Source organism: Vibrio sp. E150_011 (genome assembly GCF_053544015.1).
In genome coordinates, this window is sequence record NZ_JBHFOL010000005.1 from 191,278 (window position 1) to 207,607 (window position 16,330).

General features: G+C 42.2%; 27 protein-coding genes. 21 read left to right on the plus strand and 6 right to left on the minus strand.

From position 1 onward, the window contains the following. The first annotated feature begins 96 nt into the window (after positions 1-96). The 11 genes from ACE1OE_RS10725 to ACE1OE_RS10775 all read left to right on the plus strand — a co-directional run bounded on the left by ACE1OE_RS10725 (position 97) and on the right by ACE1OE_RS10775 (position 7,199). Positions 97-630, plus strand: a complete 534-nt coding sequence (locus tag ACE1OE_RS10725; RefSeq protein ID WP_372060718.1) for a GNAT family N-acetyltransferase — start codon at positions 97-99, stop codon at positions 628-630. 111 nt (positions 631-741) lie between these two features. Then, complete coding sequence (locus ACE1OE_RS10730) at positions 742-1,218, plus strand: GNAT family N-acetyltransferase (RefSeq protein WP_449211103.1); 477 nt, start codon at positions 742-744, stop codon at positions 1,216-1,218. Between the two features lie 129 nt (positions 1,219-1,347). Continuing rightward, entirely contained in the window at positions 1,348-1,761 is a 414-nt protein-coding gene (locus ACE1OE_RS10735) for a GFA family protein (protein WP_449211017.1), read from the plus strand. Positions 1,762-2,536: 775 nt separating this feature from the next. Further along, positions 2,537-3,046, plus strand: a complete 510-nt coding sequence (locus tag ACE1OE_RS10740; RefSeq protein WP_449211018.1) for an AAA family ATPase — start codon at positions 2,537-2,539, stop codon at positions 3,044-3,046. Between the two features lie 160 nt (positions 3,047-3,206). After that, positions 3,207-3,683, plus strand: coding sequence for a GNAT family N-acetyltransferase (locus ACE1OE_RS10745; RefSeq protein ID WP_449211019.1), 477 nt, complete (start codon positions 3,207-3,209; stop codon positions 3,681-3,683). A gap of 88 nt (positions 3,684-3,771) precedes the next feature. Then, positions 3,772-4,179: a GNAT family N-acetyltransferase gene (locus ACE1OE_RS10750; protein ID WP_449211020.1), complete on the plus strand. Its 408-nt coding sequence runs from the start codon at positions 3,772-3,774 to the stop codon at positions 4,177-4,179. Positions 4,180-4,309: 130 nt separating this feature from the next. Then, positions 4,310-4,675 carry a DUF2200 domain-containing protein gene (locus ACE1OE_RS10755; protein ID WP_449211021.1) on the plus strand — a complete coding sequence of 122 codons (366 nt, stop codon included), beginning with the start codon at positions 4,310-4,312 and terminating at the stop codon, positions 4,673-4,675. 119 nt (positions 4,676-4,794) lie between these two features. Further along, positions 4,795-5,586, plus strand: a complete 792-nt coding sequence (locus ACE1OE_RS10760) for a PhzF family phenazine biosynthesis protein (protein ID WP_449211022.1) — start codon at positions 4,795-4,797, stop codon at positions 5,584-5,586. 84 nt (positions 5,587-5,670) lie between these two features. Further along, positions 5,671-6,468, plus strand: coding sequence for a class I SAM-dependent methyltransferase (locus tag ACE1OE_RS10765; protein ID WP_449211023.1), 798 nt, complete (start codon positions 5,671-5,673; stop codon positions 6,466-6,468). A 24-nt stretch (positions 6,469-6,492) separates the two neighbouring features. Then, positions 6,493-6,711 (plus strand): DUF6500 family protein, encoded by a 219-nt coding sequence (locus tag ACE1OE_RS10770; RefSeq protein WP_449211024.1) that lies wholly within the window; start codon positions 6,493-6,495, stop codon positions 6,709-6,711. Between the two features lie 137 nt (positions 6,712-6,848). Then, positions 6,849-7,199: a hypothetical protein gene (locus ACE1OE_RS10775; RefSeq protein WP_449211025.1), complete on the plus strand. Its 351-nt coding sequence runs from the start codon at positions 6,849-6,851 to the stop codon at positions 7,197-7,199. Between the two features lie 145 nt (positions 7,200-7,344). Here ACE1OE_RS10775 and ACE1OE_RS10780 read toward each other — a convergent pair whose 3' ends face one another. The 4 genes from ACE1OE_RS10780 to ACE1OE_RS10795 form a co-directional block, all read right to left on the minus strand. Beyond that, positions 7,345-7,656 carry a hypothetical protein gene (locus ACE1OE_RS10780; protein WP_133148226.1) on the minus strand — a complete coding sequence of 104 codons (312 nt, stop codon included), beginning with the start codon at positions 7,654-7,656 and terminating at the stop codon, positions 7,345-7,347. A gap of 152 nt (positions 7,657-7,808) precedes the next feature. Further along, positions 7,809-8,492: a hypothetical protein gene (locus tag ACE1OE_RS10785; protein ID WP_102469198.1), complete on the minus strand. Its 684-nt coding sequence runs from the start codon at positions 8,490-8,492 to the stop codon at positions 7,809-7,811. Continuing rightward, the gene (locus tag ACE1OE_RS10790) at positions 8,464-8,835 is read right to left on the minus strand and encodes a hypothetical protein (RefSeq protein WP_449211026.1); all 372 of its coding nucleotides are present in this window, start codon (positions 8,833-8,835) and stop codon (positions 8,464-8,466) included. Before ACE1OE_RS10790 ends, ACE1OE_RS10785 begins: the two co-directional genes overlap by 29 nt. A 467-nt stretch (positions 8,836-9,302) precedes the next feature. Beyond that, complete coding sequence (locus ACE1OE_RS10795) at positions 9,303-9,761, minus strand: TetR/AcrR family transcriptional regulator (RefSeq protein WP_449211027.1); 459 nt, start codon at positions 9,759-9,761, stop codon at positions 9,303-9,305. Positions 9,762-10,193: 432 nt separating this feature from the next. On the opposite strand from ACE1OE_RS10795, the gene ACE1OE_RS10800 reads away from it, so the two are divergent. From ACE1OE_RS10800 to ACE1OE_RS10835, 8 genes are all read left to right on the plus strand, one after another. After that, entirely contained in the window at positions 10,194-10,430 is a 237-nt protein-coding gene (locus ACE1OE_RS10800; protein ID WP_449211104.1) for a hypothetical protein, read from the plus strand. 69 nt (positions 10,431-10,499) lie between these two features. Next, on the plus strand, positions 10,500-11,081 hold the full coding sequence (locus tag ACE1OE_RS10805) for a DJ-1/PfpI family protein (RefSeq protein ID WP_449211028.1): 582 nt from the start codon (positions 10,500-10,502) through the stop codon (positions 11,079-11,081). Positions 11,082-11,221: 140 nt separating this feature from the next. Next, a complete protein-coding gene (locus ACE1OE_RS10810) occupies positions 11,222-11,638 on the plus strand; it encodes a VOC family protein (protein WP_449211029.1) in 417 nt (138 codons plus the stop codon). A 53-nt stretch (positions 11,639-11,691) separates the two neighbouring features. Further along, complete coding sequence (locus tag ACE1OE_RS10815; protein WP_449211030.1) at positions 11,692-12,042, plus strand: hypothetical protein; 351 nt, start codon at positions 11,692-11,694, stop codon at positions 12,040-12,042. 246 nt (positions 12,043-12,288) lie between these two features. Then, complete coding sequence (locus ACE1OE_RS10820) at positions 12,289-12,642, plus strand: YkgJ family cysteine cluster protein (RefSeq protein ID WP_102469192.1); 354 nt, start codon at positions 12,289-12,291, stop codon at positions 12,640-12,642. Positions 12,643-12,751: 109 nt separating this feature from the next. Further along, complete coding sequence (locus ACE1OE_RS10825; protein WP_449211031.1) at positions 12,752-13,099, plus strand: Fis family transcriptional regulator; 348 nt, start codon at positions 12,752-12,754, stop codon at positions 13,097-13,099. A 196-nt stretch (positions 13,100-13,295) separates the two neighbouring features. Continuing rightward, positions 13,296-13,688 carry a DUF3568 domain-containing protein gene (locus ACE1OE_RS10830; protein WP_449211032.1) on the plus strand — a complete coding sequence of 131 codons (393 nt, stop codon included), beginning with the start codon at positions 13,296-13,298 and terminating at the stop codon, positions 13,686-13,688. A gap of 98 nt (positions 13,689-13,786) precedes the next feature. Then, the gene (locus ACE1OE_RS10835; protein WP_449211033.1) at positions 13,787-14,368 is read left to right on the plus strand and encodes a nucleotidyltransferase family protein; all 582 of its coding nucleotides are present in this window, start codon (positions 13,787-13,789) and stop codon (positions 14,366-14,368) included. Here ACE1OE_RS10835 and ACE1OE_RS10840 read toward each other — a convergent pair. Then, a complete protein-coding gene (locus tag ACE1OE_RS10840) occupies positions 14,324-14,725 on the minus strand; it encodes a YkgJ family cysteine cluster protein (protein ID WP_102469188.1) in 402 nt (133 codons plus the stop codon). The two genes, ACE1OE_RS10835 and ACE1OE_RS10840, sit on opposite strands and share 45 nt — an antisense overlap. Positions 14,726-14,735: 10 nt before the next feature. Continuing rightward, complete coding sequence (locus tag ACE1OE_RS10845) at positions 14,736-14,945, minus strand: hypothetical protein (RefSeq protein ID WP_449211034.1); 210 nt, start codon at positions 14,943-14,945, stop codon at positions 14,736-14,738. Positions 14,946-14,969: 24 nt separating this feature from the next. Between ACE1OE_RS10845 and ACE1OE_RS10850 the strand changes: the two genes are divergently transcribed. Beyond that, positions 14,970-15,218 (plus strand): DUF3297 family protein, encoded by a 249-nt coding sequence (locus ACE1OE_RS10850; protein WP_102469186.1) that lies wholly within the window; start codon positions 14,970-14,972, stop codon positions 15,216-15,218. 446 nt (positions 15,219-15,664) lie between these two features. Further along, positions 15,665-16,330 (plus strand): DNA-methyltransferase, encoded by a 666-nt coding sequence (locus ACE1OE_RS10855; RefSeq protein WP_449211035.1) that lies wholly within the window; start codon positions 15,665-15,667, stop codon positions 16,328-16,330.

The window sequence follows — 16,330 nt, forward strand, 5'->3', positions numbered from 1 at the left end:
CGCCAATGCGTGAGGTTGTCAGCTCGTGTAATTGGTGCGTTACTCTGCAACTTTATTAGGTTCTAAGTGTTAGGAGTGAATCGCTAAAAGGGACGCATGAAACAAGAAAATTGTGTAGGAATTAGAGTCGCTGAGCTATCTGAACTGCTGCAGGTTTATTCGCTAATATCATCAAACGATGAATGGACGAGGTTCAATGGCCCTTATTATTCATACCAACATCCAACTTTGGCTGAATTTAAGAAATCGACCTTTGCCAAGCTGCTCAATGGATCGGAGATGCAGTTAATCACTTTTAATGGCAAACCGGTCGGAACAGTAAATTGCTACTGGGAATGCGAGGCGACTCGTTGGCTAGAGGCTGGTGTTGTCCTTTATGACTCAGGCTCTTGGGGGCATGGTATTGCCGCGAAAGCCGTTCCACTTTGGGTTAGTCATTTGTTTGATGTTTATGACGTTGAACGTGTTGGCATGACAACTTGGTCAGGTAATCCCAGAATGATAGCGCTTGCACGTAAGTTAGGCTTTCAGCAAGAAGCACGTTTGCGAAAGGTTCGTTATTATCAGGGGGAGTATTACGATTCGGTTAAATTTGGGGTGTTGCGTGATGAGTGGGTACATCGCAGCTAACAATCGGCATTTGTGGCTGAGTGTAGTGATTACAGTTGCTTTATTTGGGTAGGGTGGTTGCGTTGCTGACTACTACATTGGGCGTTATGAGATTAAATGAGTCTAGGTGTAATGATTGAAATTGAAAAACTAAATGAGTCTCACGTTGAAAGAGTCAAACAGGTGAAGTTGGCTGACGAACAGGTCAAATTTGCAGGTACAGCAGAAGAATTCCTTTCTGACAATAGTGAGTCAAATCATCGATACGTTATCAAAAGTAATGGAGATGTCGTTGGTTTTTTCAAAATAATGCTGAGTTTCTCTTTGGGATTAGACTATTCTTTTTGTCCAAAAAATTCGTTGGTATTAGGCATTTTTGCCATCGGTGTAAATCATCAAGGAAAAGGAATTGGAACAAGAGCTATACAAGCATTATTGCCATATCTAAAGATAAATTATCCAGAATCTGAGTTAGTTTATCTAACTGTGAATTGCAAGAATCCGACCGCTAAAAGGTGTTATCACAAAAGTAATTTTGTTGATACTGGTGAGCTATACCTTGGCGGTGAAGCTGGACCTCAACATATCATGTACTCAAAAATCGCATAGCACGGGCTTCAAATGGAGCAAAAATACTTGGTTGTTTCGATATTTCCACCATTGTAGTCAACTATTTTTGACCGCTTAAGCGAGTGTTAACTACTATTAGATTTCACACTTTAAAAGGTTGGGGGTTCTATGAAAGGTTCAGGTAAATGCTTATGCGGCGCTGTTAAGCTGGAAGTTGAGTATGCTAGCAACGAATTAGCGGCTTGCCACTGTAGTATGTGTAGGAATTGGTCTGGTGGCCCAATGCTAGCGATTGATTGCGCTGATTCAGTTGAAATATCAGGTGAGGAAAATGTTGTTAGATATCAGTCATCAGAATGGGCGGAGAGAGGTTTCTGCGGAAAATGTGGGACACACCTGTTTTACTTTTTAGTGCCAAATAACCAATATCATCTTCCTGTTGGGCTATTGATATCGAATGATAGCTACAAGTTAACCCACCAAATATTCATTGACGAAAAGCCTGAATATTATGAGTTCAAGAATGAAACTCAAAATATGACAGGCGCAGAAGTTTTTGCCCACTTTGAAAGTGGAGAATAAGCCGTTAACAAGTGCTCAAACAGACTCGTACAGTTTGCTTGCGCTTGGCGCATTTTATCAAACTGTACTTACCCGATTAGCAAAGCATTGTGTGCATTTGCTCGTAATAATCATCTGGAACACTCAATTAGATAATCACTCGCATGCATAATGCACAAATGATGCTAAGAGATTTTGGAGTTAGGATGGATCGGGTTGTTGAGTTGTCGTATAACACAGCGAAATGGAAAACGGTGGCTGCCTTTGTTGGTACTTATTCTGTTACTTATTTAGGGATGACGCTGCTATCGCCTGATTATATTGAATTATGGCCTCATGCTCTCATGCTCTCATGTTTTTCTGTGTCCTTTTAGGTTTCTTGGCATTATCGATGTTTAAACGAAATCCTTTAATCCTAAGAGATGGAGATATTTATCTTAAGGGGATAAAAGCGGAACTTAATCTAAAGCAATCTTTGCTAGGCTACCAATACATTCAGGTTACCGCTCTTACGGAAAGAGGCTACCACAGAATCAAAGTTTTTAAGCACCATGTCGTTGCTGATGATTGGTTGTACTTGTCAGGACAATGCACATAAAAGCGTTTCTAGTCGATTCGTACCGCTTGGTTTATTTTAAATGAGTCACACGCTTTGCGAGACCCTCGTTGTCACTAGGATGACGGTCTAATACATTTGCTACGCGATGGTTATTCTTTTACTCTAACTTTCGGAAAATAGGTCACTATATTGTTTGTTGCGACGCATTAATTGGGCCTTATACGTGAAGGGGGAAATATGAGAAATCAGGGAAAACTGTTCTTCTTTTGTGGCAAAATGGGTGCAGGTAAGTCGACGAAATCTAGTGCTGTAGCCGCAGAAAACAATGCGGTTCTAATTTCTGAAGACGACTGGTTATCGGCGCACTATCCTAACCAAATTCAAACCTTTAATGACTACATTAGGGTTTCAAACCTCATTAAGCCTTTCGTAAAAAGTCATGTCCAAAATCTACTGAGCACTGGGACCAACGTGGTGATGGACTTTCCTGCGAATACTGTCAATCAGAGATCTTGGTTTATATCGTTATGCTTGGAAGTTAATAGTGAGCACGAGCTTTGGTATTTAGATTTAAGTGATGAAGAATGTTTATCCCAAATAGCTAAACGTCGGGTTGAACAACCGGAAAGGGCACACTTCGATACTGAAGCCGTTTTCCATCATGTCACTGAGTATTTTGAAGTCCCAACAGACAATGAAAACTTGAGTCTGGTACATGTGGCGAGAAAAGAAAAACAAATGCGGTAAGTACGCGTTATACCGTAATCAGTTGCTCGCTATTTCATAGCCTACGGTAAACATTACCTCGCTTGCGTTTTCAAGCGGCTACAAGTTGGATGGCAGCGTTGATCACTACTTCATGCTACGTTATGTTACCGATGGAATTTGCCGTATATACAGGATAAATATGGTGTTACTTAGAGAAATGCGCCAAGAGGAGTATCCGGCTTATTGTCAGTATTTCATAGACGATTACAGCCAAGAGATAGCGAAAAACTATGGACATTCTTTAGACGTTTCAATTGAATTAGCTAAGAAAGATTTGCACCGCTGCTTTCCCAATGGACTTGAAGGTAATGGCCATTCATTACTCTGTATTGATGCCAAAATCGATGGGGAGTTTACGCTTGTGGGTTACCTCTGGCACTCAATAAACACCGATGATAAATCGACTTTTATCTATGATTTCTTTGTTTCGAGTGAGTATCGAGGTTACGGTTTTGGTACACAATCCATCTCAGTTTTGGAAGGTCAGCTACGAGCTATTGGTATCAATCAAATAAAGCTGAGGGTTGCGTATCATAATGAACGTGCGCTTAAATTATATAAAGAGGTTGGTTTTGAGATTACGGGCTTCAATATGTCCAAGAAAGTCAGTGGGTAGCCTGAGCACACTAAGCCACTTGGGTGATATAGTGGATGTGATCGTTATCCGAGAAAACAATACACTACGTTATAGTTGTTGAGGAAATATGGATATACAGCCGATCACCACTGCAGAGGTTTTACCAATCAGGCACCGAGTCCTTTGGCCCAATAAGTCACCTTCATTTTGTGAAGTAGAAGGCGATGAATACGCTACCCATTATGGTGCGTTTATTGATGGGAAACTCGTTTGTGTCGCCTCCGTCTATCGCAACGCTGATGAGGCGAGACTGCGAAAATTTGCCACGTTGCCTGAATATCAAGGTCAAGGCATTGGAACCAAGGTTATAGAGCGATTAGTTTGCGATTTAAAGCTCGCCACAGTGCGTTACTTTTGGTGTGATGCTCGCACTTCAGCCATTTCATTCTATCAACACTTTGGGCTGTGCATTGAAGGCGATGAATTTCAAAAATCAGGTGTTTCGTATTTTAAAATGTCTGTGTCGTGGGGGTAAAAACCACACATCTAAAACGTGAACATGCTCAGTCACTCGTTTGATCGGTGGTAGCATTACTCATTACTTGACGTGGTGTTATTTTTTTTAAAATAATCCGTTATTTCGTACTGAATTTTTTAGGCTAAAAATGAAACCTACACAAAAACAAGATGAGCAAATATCAGGTATGGTCTTCTCAAAGATTTACCCACTTTATGTGGCTAAAGTGCAAAAGAAAGGCCGCACTACAGAGGAACTTAACGAGGTAATTCGTTGGCTTACTGGTTATAGTGATACCGAACTCAACGCTCACATTGAAGGCTCCGCCACATTCGGAACGTTCTTTTCTGAGGCCACCGTTAATCCAAATTCGAAGTTAATTACTGGCAAGATTTGTGGTTATAAAGTCGAAGAGATTGAAAACCCTATTACGCAACAAGCGAGATACCTTGATAAATTGGTGGATGAGCTTGCTAAAGGGCATAAACTGGAAAAAGTACTACGTGGTCAGTAAAAGAAAAGGAGTGAGAGGGGGTTTGGTCGCTAGCGACCACTTGTCTTAACGCTGTGTTTTAGTCGCCGTAATAATAAGGGTATTCAATAAAGCGCGACCAAGCAAAGGGAGTTCATACATTGGAAATGGATATATTCGTCGTTGACGCATTTACAGATCAACAGTTTAAAGGTAATTCAGCAGCTGTCATACCAGTTAAAACTTGGCCGTCTGATGACTTAATGCAAAGTATTGCGGCAGAAAATAACCTATCAGAGACTGCTTACATCAAAAGTGTGGGTACCAATAGGTACGAAATTCGTTGGTTTTCACCACTGACTGAAATTGATTTTTGTGGTCACGCTACGCTGGCATCGGCCCATGTGCTGTTTAACGAATTCAGTGTTAAACACGACATTGAGTTTATCACCCAAAAAGTGGGCACCTTAACCGTCATTCTTAATGATAACAATGAAATAGAAATGACGTTCCCCAATCAGAATCCACAGGCCGTTGAATCTATACCAAAACAATTGTTGGCTGGTCTTTCTGTGAAGCCCCTTGAGGTTTTAAAAAACAGACAAGCGTACTTTGCCGTATTTCCTAATGAAAGAGACGTTTTAGACGTCACTTATGTATCAGAGCAGCTGAAGCAATTAGCACCTTTAGATATTGTCGTGACGGCTAGACCTCACGAGTATGATTTTGTCTCTCGTTACTTTTGGCCAGCAAATGGTGGTGAAGAAGACCCTGTTACTGGCTCGATTCATTCAGGGTTAGCACCGTATTGGGCAGGCAAATTAGGTAAATCGGACTTACTGGCTTACCAAGCATCCCAAAGGGGCGGTATCCTTAAATGTCGTGTTTCAGAACGAACGGTTGTTGTTTCTGGAAAAGGTGTTTTATATCTCAAAGGTGTGATTAACGTCTAGCGGAAGCCTTTATTCGTTCAGCATGTAAACCCAACGTATTTACGTTTATTAAGGTGTTAACTTAACGCGCCAATGAGAGATTTTATGCAAAAATTGATAGAACAATACACAGGTGTTGATGAAGATGGTCGGTTAACGCGGCAGCTCATTACGAAGATGGAGTTTGATACGACAATGCGAGCATTGGACGACTATCTTTCTCCTGGGATAAAAATTCTAGAACAAGGTGCCGCAACTGGGCGGTATTCTCTCAACTTTGCAAAAATGGGCTGTGACACCACAGCAGTAGAGCTTGTGCCTGAGCAAGTTGATATTTTGAAGCGCAAAGCGGCAGAAAAAGGTTTAGCTCTATCCGTCTACGAAGGAAACGCTTGCAGCGTTCCTTTCGTTGAGACTAGCTCACAAGATGTCTGCGTTATCCTCGGTCCTCTTTATCATTTACAAACCCAAGCGGAGCGAGATTTAGCGATTTCCGAAGCATATCGGGTGTTAAAGACCGATGGGATAATAGCGGTAGCGTATATCTCGCGTTATTTTGTCGCGGGTATGTTTGCCCAACAATCGCCTGAATTAATCACACCCGAAGTATTAAGTACGCTATTAGAATCTGGTCTCGTTCCCAGTCAATTAGCCGATGGTTTTTTTAATGTTGGTTATTTTGCTACACCAGCAGAAATCGAAGATTTGATCGCTGAAGGTGGCTTCGCGAAACTTCGCCATCTCTCTACCGATGGATTTGGACGTTACATTTCGTCCGGTATAAATAATTTCACTTCAGAACAATATGAAACTTGGCTACGCTACCACTTAAAAACGTGTGATGAGCCATCACTGCTGGGGTCAAGCAATCATGGTTTGGTGATAGCCAGAAAAACCCGTTAACTCTCTAATTCAAGGTATTCAGTAATGCGTGAGTCGTTGAGACGCAAAATAATCGAAACATGCCAGAAAAAGCTGGATCAAAAAGGTGACAATGTAGGCGTTTCGTTTTATGCCTTCTTTGCAAATAAAAACGATGACCCTGAGTTGCTGATGGAAGCGGCGACTTGGTGGATCCAGGACAATAAGCTCGACCATTTCGAGAAAGCTTTGAAGGTTAAGGAAATGGTTGAATCTGGACAGTAGTACAGCGTTGAGCGTAGCAGGGTAGGTATCGGACGTTGGCATTATAGCTATATTGCCGAAGTTTCTACGGTTGGCTACAGCATCAAGGGAAGCGGTATTAATTTCACAATATACGGCACTGAAAGAAGTAGGGATGTATGAATTTTGAAGATTTATCAGAACAAGATATTTTAGCGATTGCGAATCCTATCATGGATAACTTAATGGCGGCTTCCACTGATATTGATCATGACAAGCATATTCAAGACTTTACTGATCGAATGAAGCAAATAGTGACTAAAGTTTACTTCCAAGATATTTGTGAAAAATACCAGTCTGAAAAAGGGTATTTTTCACAACGGGAAGTCGTTGCGCTGTTCAAGCGCCAAGACTCTGCCGCCATTGTTTGGAAGCAATCATTTACTAAAGTTAGCGGTGATTTTGTTGCGGAAATGGTTTTGGTTGAAGTGAATGGCAAGTACCTTTGCGATCACGTGATGGTGTTTTAGCTGAGTTAGTTGTCGGCTTTATATCGATTAACCAACAATATATGGATTAACCAATAATCGAAGTCGACAGTGTACTCGACTTCGATTCACGCGCTACCACAGTGACGATAATTTAAATAACAGGCTACAGTTTTAAGCTTTAGCCTTATAAGTAACGATCCTTAAGGATGCCACACATGATGGCAAGCTCTAAGTCGTTGGTGTTGTCTAGGCGCTTAAACTCTTTATTTTGTCCCGCCTTCATACCGACTTTCCACCACCCCCCTTTTTTATCAACATTGTTGTCGTCAATGATGCGAAGGTTAAGAATATTCTTCGTGCCAGTGTTATATTTTCCTGCGAGGTGACAAGCCGTGACTTGAGCGAATTCTTTGCCCACTTCCTCAGCCTTACGATCTTTTGCTGATACGTTCGTTGTTGCGAGTATCGTCACGATTAATAGCATTAATTTCTTCATTGTTATTATGTCCACATATGTTTTGGGCTTTTCCACCGGCTGGTGGGTTTTCTTTTGGTTTTGTTTTATGTGCCGATTACATAGGCACGGTAACACCAGTAAAGTTAAACAAATCATGGTGTTGGGTTTCGCAATTATTGATATTGCCTTCGTTAGTAAACAAGATCTGCGAACGCAACGGCTCTAATACCGTTCCGAGCATCCATTTCCCTTGTTGAAATGTACGTCTTTAATATCATGTCGAAATATTGGGCGCTTTTGCCTGGCTTAATATTGTTAATTTCGATGAAAACGACACCACCAAAAGAGCATGACACCTCAATGTTTTGCTCTGGTATTGGGTACTGGTTCGTTTTCTGAATCTCTGCATCAATTAAGACGCTTACCTCATAAACTTCACGTCCAAGAAGTCGCACGGCCATGCCTACATCGTTTGTTCTTTCCCGTTGCAGGAACCTTGCAATCGAATGATCTGAGATGATTAAACCGGTAACGCCAAACGAGATGCCTCCATTACAATATTGGAACCGGCCAAGTTTGAGCCGGTCGTTATCTACAACGACACTGTATGCAGACATCGCGTTGGAAATGATCGTAGGGGGTTTGACTGTATTGCCGATCACCCGTTGCATGTAAGTGAAGTGGTTCATCAACTTACTCAGTGTTTTTTTAGTTGGTGTTTTAAGCTCATGGTTAGTCAGGCCTAGAGACTTAGGTCTTCGGCTAATTCGATCTGAGTTCTTTCGCTTAAACCCTTTCACCAAAGCCAACGCGTGTGAGTGGTCGATTATCCTTGCGTCACTGCCGCTAAACAAAAAAGGTGTCGCAAGTGACATCGGACTTTGCCTTGTAGTGAAACGTGATGGAATGAAGGTGGAATTGGTTGTAGCGAATACGTTGCTGGCTTGAACATCGAAGCCATGCGTAATACCCGGTGCAACCGCGAACATTGTCTTGAAGCATATCGACCACTTCTTCCAATGATTCGACGCGAACTTTGTTTTCTAGGGCTTGTGGTCGAGAACCTGGACGACGGCCACGAACTTTGGCCAGTACGTACATGCCTGATTTGTCACGAAAGGATGAATACTTGACCTCCGTGCCGTGATAAAGACCGGTGGCGGTAAGGTCAATAACTTCCAAGCTTTCGTCAGTAAGTCTGACTTTTGATGTGATCATGCTTTCTAACCTATTAACGTTTGGTTGCCTTGCATACAACCAATCTTTCTAAGAATCGATTTAATCCCGCTGTTAAGCTTGATAATTCGAACGATGTTTTTACAGAGTGCATTATACTTAAAGTGCACCGCTCTTTAATGTGGATGTTAATATTAATCTGGGTATGGTTGCAACCTATTTTGAAGGGCGGTGCACTTTAAGTTTATTAAGTTCATGTAATTATTAATGAAATAATTATGGGTTAACGGATGGTAGGCTGATGAGCTGTAGATGTAGATGTAGATGTAGATGTAGATGTAGATGTATGACGGTGTTTGATTGAGTATAAGGATAACAAACTAATAACGCTGGCGGCTTATTCGTTAAGTGGTGTTCATTATTAACCTTGTTAATCGTAGGTTTTGATCGCTAAAGAGGCTAGGGGTATTCATGTTGGCAGACAAGAAGGGGAGAAAACCGTCTCATTATTAAGTATGTAAAGCCCCATCGGTTTCATCTAAGTGTGCGACTGCATAGCCAATAGCGGTGTACGTTGTTGTTAGTCGGCGTTCTTCATCGTCGCACTGAATTCTATCTGCGATATCTATGATGCCTTGTCGTGATGGGACGATAGGACCAATTGCGCGAATAGCGCCTCTAAATAATGTATTGCTGTTGATTGCGTAAATCCAAGAATCATAAAATGCTTCGCAGGAGCTAAAATTCAGCGGTTCTATAATGAGGTGTATAATCATTGGCGCAAGCTCTTTGGCCATGTGTTCACGTCTTGGAAAGTGGGCGTTGACTCCTGAACGCGAGATAGATAACCGCTTTGCAATATTGCCAAGTGTTGCGGATTCAAAGCCATCTTCGATCGTGATATCGAGGGCAACATTGACAATACGTTGTCTTGTCTGTGCTGCTTGTTCAGCTGTAGCTTTAGCCATCGAATATCTCTCATTGATTCTATTGAATTGACTGGATTTTAGCGATTAACCTGGTACTTACAAGAGGTAGCTGCGAATAAATCGCTTTAATTGTCTCAAAATAAACATCATTAGTGCCGCAATGTTGAATGTTGTGCTTCCAAATTTCTGTTGTCGTCTCATTTTGGGGTTGTCGATGGGGATGCCTTTGTCTTAGCCAATAATAAAAGCGAGACCTCAACTCGGGGTCGATAGTTGGCTATCAGTGAATGGTTGTACAATAAGGGTGAGAAGACGGTTGATTTTTTATATTAAAGGAAGGTGATGTTGAAAGGTTTATTATCGTTCTAGAAGCAGTAACTATGGTTATTGTAATTGCGAGCTAACTCTCTTTTCTGTGTGTAATTCTATGGTTATCTTTATTTGGATTTACAAGATGGCGTAGAGGCTAAAATGAGCGTTAGAATTTGCAAAGCATGTGGGAATACGACCGAACATAAAGAGTTAATTAAACAAAAGCCATCCAAATATGGCAAAAGTAACAAAGAACAATTTAAGGCTTTCCTTGAGGGTTTTCTCGGTGGAGTCGCAAGTCCGGCTGGTGCTTCTTTAGATCTTATCGACCGATATATCGTTTGTACACAATGCGGACATAAAACGTTAGAAAATCATGGTGAAGAATTCCAATAAACTCATCATTTGATATTAACGACAATAATAGATAACACGCTTAAGCACGTGTATGGGCATGGAGGCACGATGAATATTGGTATTTATATTTATGACGACGCTGAGGTTCTTGATTTTTCTGGCCCTTTCGAGGTGTTTAGCACAGCAAAACGAATGGATGCAGCGCACTGGAATGTGTTTTTGGTGTCTGAGACTTTAGAGCCAGTCTCGGCGCGTGGTGGTTTTAATATCCTGCCTCACTATTCCATCCATAATCATCCGGCTATTGACCTATTAATAGTGGTTGGCGGTGTACATACTGAAGAGATGAAAAAGCCACACATACTAAGCTGGTTGAGCACCGTCGATAAGCGGGCAGAGCGTGTGGTTTCCGTGTGTACGGGGGCGTTTTTACTGGCCAATGCTGGGTTGCTCAATGGCCTAAGTGTCACGACGCATTGGGAAGACATCCCGGATTTAAAACAAGCTTTTCCTGAACTGCTTGTTATTGATGACAAACGCTGGGTGACGTCTGGGAAGTACACGACCTCAGGTGGTATTTCGGCAGGTATTGATATGAGTTTATATTTGGTCTCGGAACTGCGGAGTCAGGATTTTGCGGAGCGGGTGGCGCGTCAAATGGATTACCACTGGCAACCGTGTCAATCATGACCATTCACACACCTGTTATGTCTTGTGCTGTTCCGAGTCTGATTTGAGGGTCGACGTCAGATACTGTGCTTTAGGGTTGTATTACACCCTTGGTTAAGCGACGATTCTGTCATCAAAAAATTGTCGAAATAGGGAATAAAATGAAGCAAAACATTGTCCACATTGCGCTTGTCGTCAAAGACTACGACGAGGCGATAGATTTCTATGTCAACAAACTAAAATTTGAACTGATTGAGGATACGTATCAACCAGAACAAGGCAAGCGTTGGGTTGTGGTGGCGCCGCCAAATTCCAAGGGTGTCACGTTATTGCTCGCTAAGGCCTCTAAACCTGAACAGCACGACTTTATTGGCAATCAAGCGGGTGGACGGGTATTTATTTTCTTAAATACTGATGATTTTTGGCGCGACTATGAACATATGAAGTCCATTGGCATTAACTTCGTCCGCGAGCCAAAGGAGCAAGATTACGGCACTGTGGCGGTGTTTGAGGATTTGTATGGAAACCTTTGGGACCTCCTTCAGCTAAACCCTGAGCATCCAATGGCTAAAAGGTAGCTATTCCATATGGACCGGATCGTAATGAGGTTTCATGTTTTAAGGAGTTAACGTTGTTCGATTTGCTCAAGAAGGTCATTGTGATCAACTTCGTTGCGGCATTGACGGTTTTTCTACTGGATCAGTATGTGCCTTTTTTCTATACAACAAAGGTTATCGACTTTCTGTTTTTTGTTGTGATTGTAATCTGGGTGTTGGCAAAGTTGATGTGGGAAGGGGGGAGAGGGATTAAAACCGTTCGGGTAGACGATTCACAAACGGATAAAGTGTATAAGATGGTGAAAGACCATGACTTTGACCAAGAATTTCAAAGGCATGAACGCCAAAACTATCAAACAGGTTTAGTGTTTTTTATCGCTGGGTTACCAGCTTTCATCACATGCATATTTCTGCAATTTCTATAGGTTTGCAAGCGAATATTCGGGTGTCGGACGCCGCCGTATTATCCAAATTCTTTAATATGGGTGTTGACGATAAGACTCTTTCAATGCCTTGTGGTGTCTTAGTTTCGGCTATTTTGGTAGTGGTCAACTTATGCTCTTTATTAAGAGCGTGAGGCGAAGACAATAGCAACGCAGACAATTGGCAACTTTTAATGCAAGTTCGATAGACCTATAATGATCTTGAATTTTTATCCAGCTTAAGTATTTATGAACAACAATCGAGAAATCATCGCAATGTTGCGTGAGCGCGTGCCATCGTTTGAGTGTACGCCCGGCTGTCACGACTGTTGCGGACCTGTGACGACATCGTCAGAAGAAATGTCTCGCTTACCACGTAAAACCGACGCAGAGCATGATGAAGCACTAAACAACTTCGACTGTGTACACTTGGGACCTAAAGGATGCACTGTATATGATGAGCGCCCTTTGATCTGCAGACTGTTTGGCACCACGCCGAATATGCCGTGTCCAAACGGCTGTCGACCAGAAGAAATGATTGACTCAAAAACTGAGCGTCAAATCCATCACTTCATCAAAAATACTCGTCAAGTACTGGTATAAGGCAGCGGTTAACTGTATTGGGATGACGTTACAAGACAAGTGACAGAGGCCATACAGGATGATTTCAGCGATCGTTGGCTCCAGTTAGGCGTTAAAGGTTAGGTAGTACATGCGTAAAAATGATAAGAAAATCGACAATCGACTGAGAGTGATGTTGACGGAAATTTGTGAGACGGAGCTTGATCGCACTAATGGATTTGCGTGGTTAACGCACACCGCTAATTACTCCAACTTTCCTAGTAGTTTAAAGATTACTTGTGTCTTTGATACGAATGATGAGTTATCTCAGTTTACTTCTAGTCAGAGTGCGAGCGCGTTGACCTCGTTAATTCAAAAAAGATGTGAGGCGTTGGGGATTCAGTTTAGACGTGCCTCTGAGCATATTATTTATGATTCAGAAGAGCGCTGTAATTCTCAACACCAAGGTAACTGGTCAAAGCGATTGAAGAGTCTGTGACATCAGTAGGTATGGTATCAGGCCCCTTGCTTTAGTTTGCTTGGGCATCGTTGATAGACTAGGTTTATGAATGTTAGGTTTGGGTGCTAGGTGCTAGTTAACGGCCAAGACTTAAAACTTGGATGTATGCTGCTGTACTGATTTAATGATGAGGTTAGCCATTTACGTTTGCTTCAGGATATTTAAGGATGAATAAATGAAAAAAATTGTGATGTTACTACTAACCACCGTTTTTCTTAGCGGTTGCGCAGGCGTCGCAACGGTGGGGGCAATTGTGTATTACAAAAGCCAAAATCATGAAGTCGCTTCGGTTGATATTCAAGCTCCAGCAGACAAGGTGTATCAAGTCGCGATTGATACGGTCAGTAACAATCCGGCGGTCTCTATTGTTCAACAAGATGACACAATGCGAATGCTTGATTTACGTCAAAGCGAGAACAGCGGAAGCTTAAAGGTTGCTGCAGTGAGTGCAACGTTGTCGAAGTTAACGATCACCTCTGATATAACGGAAACGGATGGGACGAATCCTTTATCTGGCGTATTGAAAATCTGTGAAGAGTTACAGGTGAAGTGTGAACTAAGCGAGTAGTATTAACGCTGCCTTTGAGAGCTATTGAGGATGACTCACTAAGGCCTAGTGTAGTGTGGTCAATGGAGTGGTTTTGACTGTGCCTATTTAGGGAAGTAATGAGCAACGTTATTCAGCTTATCAAGCAAGATGCCTTGAGGTCTAAAGCACTACACTGTGTTTTTCAGCTTAACCTTCCACAGTGTTATCTATCAGCCGGTTTTGTGAGAAATTTGGTCTGGGACCATTTACACTCAAAACAGCATCCGACAGTATTGAATGACGTTGATGTCATCTATTTCGATCCTAATGAACATACCGCCAACAGATATCAAGCGGCTAACAAACATCAAGAGTATGAAGAGCAACTTCGTTGCATGATGCCAGAGCTCAATTGGCAGGTGAGAAACCAAGCGTTAATGCATGTACGCAATGGTGACATGCCTTATCTCAGTACGGTTGATGCTATGAGTTATTGGCCAGAAAAAGAAACTGCCGTTGGGATCAGGCAGGTTGGGGCGAATAAGTATGAATGTATCTCAGCATTTGGGTTTGATTCACTGTTTAATCTTCAAATAACGCCTAACCCTAAGCGATCAAGAGACGTTTTTGAACAGCGCATCCATACCAAAAACTGGCTAACGATTTGGCCAATGTTACGAGTGGTGGGCGGGCCTGCTGTATCTCATCAGGAAATCTAATCTTTTTTGGGCTTGTTTTGGATTGCCTAAATCAACGACTTCAATCATCTCACACTCGTCACGAACCATTTCATCGATTAAACTCGGATAATGCCGGCAATCTTCGGGTCGATCTAAATAGATACTGCATAGGTACTTGTCTGGCTCTTGAGGAGACGGTTTAGCCGCAACACTGAGGAAAGGACAACGATCCAGTTTCTGGCCAGATTCAGGATCAAACCATATCTCGTTGTTTTTCACGTATTCGAAGATATCGGGATTAAACAATTCCCATAGGTCGATCTCATCTTGATTAGCTGCTAAGTCACCGCCGCCGTATTTGATGCAACATTTACCGCATTGATTACATTCTTTCATCGTTGGCCAATTAGTTGGATGAGCGCTTTTTCATTGTAGCATTGATGTTGCTTGGGCCGTTGATTAGGTTTGTGAGCTTAAAACCATGGGCACCTTGAAAAGGCGGCAAACTCAATGTTTGGACCGTGTGTTCAGGTTGTTTGCTCAATACCGCATCCTCAGAGTGGATTTCTGGCGTGAGACCTTGAGCATTGGGCGTATATTGTCTAAGATACGGCACTTTTGTTTTCTATAGGTCACCAATATGAACGATTCTAAATCTCAACCAACTCTACCGGATCGCTTAGCAGGTAATCCTCGCAGCCCTCACCATGTGGCAGAAATCTTCGAATATGCGATTGGTATTCGACTTAACGGCAAAGAGCGTTTTGATGTAGAAGAGTACTGCATCAGTGAAGGTTGGGTAAAAATCCCTTCACCGAAAGCGCTTGATCGTTGGGGTCAGCCAATGTTAATTACGCTAAAAGGCACAGTAGAAGCTTTTTATAAGTAACGCGTATTGATGAAACAACGCTAGCTTGTCAGTGAACCGTCGCTATCAGGTTAGCGTTATTACGTTGTCATCATGGTCTTCTTGTCCATTGTCTTTTAGCTCTACCTATCTATCTCTCTTTATATATCTATTTCTAACTATCGCTCTATACCCCCGCGGTTAGTGTGCCTCCTCGAAACTTTAAAAGCCTACGTCAAAAGCCATTTTTACCTTGAAGATAAATGTTTACCTCGAAGATAAATGTTTCCCTCGACTATAATTGTCTCTCTCGGCGATAAATATTTACCGCCAAGATAAGTATTTACGGCCAAGAAAAATGCTCACGGCTAAGGTGAACGTTCGCACCTAGGTGATGGTTAACGTCCTAGTTTGATTGCCGCATTTTAAAGAACAGTGTAGCCTTTGCTCTTTGATAATTAATGGATTTACTGGCGACAAGGGTTTATATGCAAGTACATAAATACGACGCCGTAGAATGGCTATCCACGCTCCCCGATACAAGTGTTGATCTCCTCATCACCGACCCACCGTATGAGTCATTGGAAAAGCACCGTAAGATAGGGACAACGACTCGGTTAAAAGTCAGTAAGTCGTCGAGCAATCAGTGGTTTGAGATCTTTGAGAATGAACGCTTTGAGAGTTTACTTGCGCAGATCTATCGCGTTCTTAAGAAAAACGCCCACTTTTACTTATTCTGCGACCAGGAAACCATGTTCCTAATCAAGCCACTGGCCGAGCAAGCGGGGTTTAAATTTTGGAAGCCGATTATTTGGGATAAAGTGAGTATCGGTATGGGGTATCACTATCGTGCTCGCCATGAGTACATTCTTTTCTTTGAAAAAGGGAAACGAAAGCTTAACGACCTCGGTATCCCAGATATTCTGACCCATAAGCGTGTATATCGGGGTTACCCAACCGAAAAGCCAGTCCCTTTGATGGAGACGCTCATCTCTCAAAGTTCGAATGAAAACGAGTTGGTGGTGGATCCCTTTTTTGGCTCAGGGGCGACGCTTATTGCCGCTAACAATCTAAAGCGAAAGGCATATGGGAATGATATTTCCGACTCGGCTCATGCGCATTTTCTTAACCGAGTCGCAATGCAAAATGCTTAG

Bases quoted from the DNA above. Each gene is read 5' to 3' on its own strand.
- ACE1OE_RS10750 (WP_449211020.1), top strand. From the start codon at position 3,772: ATGGATATACAGCCGATCACCACTGCAGAGGTTTTACCAATCAGGCAC.
- ACE1OE_RS10850 (WP_102469186.1), top strand. From the start codon at position 14,970: ATGAACGATTCTAAATCTCAACCAACTCTACCGGATCGCTTAGCAGGT.
- ACE1OE_RS10835 (WP_449211033.1), top strand. From the start codon at position 13,787: ATGAGCAACGTTATTCAGCTTATCAAGCAAGATGCCTTGAGGTCTAAA.
- ACE1OE_RS10840 (WP_102469188.1), bottom strand. From the start codon at position 14,725: ATGAAAGAATGTAATCAATGCGGTAAATGTTGCATCAAATACGGCGGC.
- ACE1OE_RS10775 (WP_449211025.1), top strand. From the start codon at position 6,849: ATGAATTTTGAAGATTTATCAGAACAAGATATTTTAGCGATTGCGAAT.
- ACE1OE_RS10730 (WP_449211103.1), top strand. From the start codon at position 742: ATGATTGAAATTGAAAAACTAAATGAGTCTCACGTTGAAAGAGTCAAA.
- ACE1OE_RS10805 (WP_449211028.1), top strand. From the start codon at position 10,500: ATGAATATTGGTATTTATATTTATGACGACGCTGAGGTTCTTGATTTT.
- ACE1OE_RS10830 (WP_449211032.1), top strand. From the start codon at position 13,296: ATGAAAAAAATTGTGATGTTACTACTAACCACCGTTTTTCTTAGCGGT.
- ACE1OE_RS10790 (WP_449211026.1), bottom strand. From the start codon at position 8,835: ATGATCACATCAAAAGTCAGACTTACTGACGAAAGCTTGGAAGTTATT.
- ACE1OE_RS10755 (WP_449211021.1), top strand. From the start codon at position 4,310: ATGAAACCTACACAAAAACAAGATGAGCAAATATCAGGTATGGTCTTC.
- ACE1OE_RS10740 (WP_449211018.1), top strand. From the start codon at position 2,537: ATGAGAAATCAGGGAAAACTGTTCTTCTTTTGTGGCAAAATGGGTGCA.
- ACE1OE_RS10810 (WP_449211029.1), top strand. From the start codon at position 11,222: ATGAAGCAAAACATTGTCCACATTGCGCTTGTCGTCAAAGACTACGAC.
- ACE1OE_RS10795 (WP_449211027.1), bottom strand. From the start codon at position 9,761: ATGGCTAAAGCTACAGCTGAACAAGCAGCACAGACAAGACAACGTATT.
- ACE1OE_RS10825 (WP_449211031.1), top strand. From the start codon at position 12,752: ATGCGTAAAAATGATAAGAAAATCGACAATCGACTGAGAGTGATGTTG.
- ACE1OE_RS10780 (WP_133148226.1), bottom strand. From the start codon at position 7,656: ATGAAGAAATTAATGCTATTAATCGTGACGATACTCGCAACAACGAAC.
- ACE1OE_RS10735 (WP_449211017.1), top strand. From the start codon at position 1,348: ATGAAAGGTTCAGGTAAATGCTTATGCGGCGCTGTTAAGCTGGAAGTT.
- ACE1OE_RS10855 (WP_449211035.1), top strand. From the start codon at position 15,665: ATGCAAGTACATAAATACGACGCCGTAGAATGGCTATCCACGCTCCCC.
- ACE1OE_RS10725 (WP_372060718.1), top strand. From the start codon at position 97: ATGAAACAAGAAAATTGTGTAGGAATTAGAGTCGCTGAGCTATCTGAA.
- ACE1OE_RS10785 (WP_102469198.1), bottom strand. From the start codon at position 8,492: ATGTCACTTGCGACACCTTTTTTGTTTAGCGGCAGTGACGCAAGGATA.
- ACE1OE_RS10765 (WP_449211023.1), top strand. From the start codon at position 5,671: ATGCAAAAATTGATAGAACAATACACAGGTGTTGATGAAGATGGTCGG.
- ACE1OE_RS10770 (WP_449211024.1), top strand. From the start codon at position 6,493: ATGCGTGAGTCGTTGAGACGCAAAATAATCGAAACATGCCAGAAAAAG.
- ACE1OE_RS10745 (WP_449211019.1), top strand. From the start codon at position 3,207: ATGGTGTTACTTAGAGAAATGCGCCAAGAGGAGTATCCGGCTTATTGT.
- ACE1OE_RS10820 (WP_102469192.1), top strand. From the start codon at position 12,289: ATGAACAACAATCGAGAAATCATCGCAATGTTGCGTGAGCGCGTGCCA.
- ACE1OE_RS10800 (WP_449211104.1), top strand. From the start codon at position 10,194: ATGAGCGTTAGAATTTGCAAAGCATGTGGGAATACGACCGAACATAAA.